This is a genomic window from Pantoea sp. OVA07A (assembly GCF_019969975.1).
GTDB lineage: Bacteria > Pseudomonadota > Gammaproteobacteria > Enterobacterales > Enterobacteriaceae > Pantoea > Pantoea agglomerans.
Genome location: NZ_JAHXYM010000035.1, coordinates 1 through 255, shown reverse-complemented (window position 1 = coordinate 255; position 255 = coordinate 1). Strand labels below are relative to the sequence as shown.

Sequence of the window (255 nt, the reverse complement as noted above, 5' to 3'; positions counted from 1 at the left end):
CCTGCGTGCGCTTTACGCCCAGTAATTCCGATTAACGCTTGCACCCTCCGTATTACCGCGGCTGCTGGCACGGAGTTAGCCGGTGCTTCTTCTGCGGGTAACGTCAATCGACAGGGTTATTAACCCCGTCGCCTTCCTCCCCGCTGAAAGTACTTTACAACCCGAAGGCCTTCTTCATACACGCGGCATGGCTGCATCAGGCTTGCGCCCATTGTGCAATATTCCCCACTGCTGCCTCCCGTAGGAGTCTGGACC

General features: G+C 57.3%; 1 rRNA gene. It reads right to left on the bottom strand.

Features of this window, described 5'->3' with window-relative positions:
- Positions 1 to 255, bottom strand: a 16S ribosomal RNA gene (locus LC417_RS22640); the annotation flags it as partial.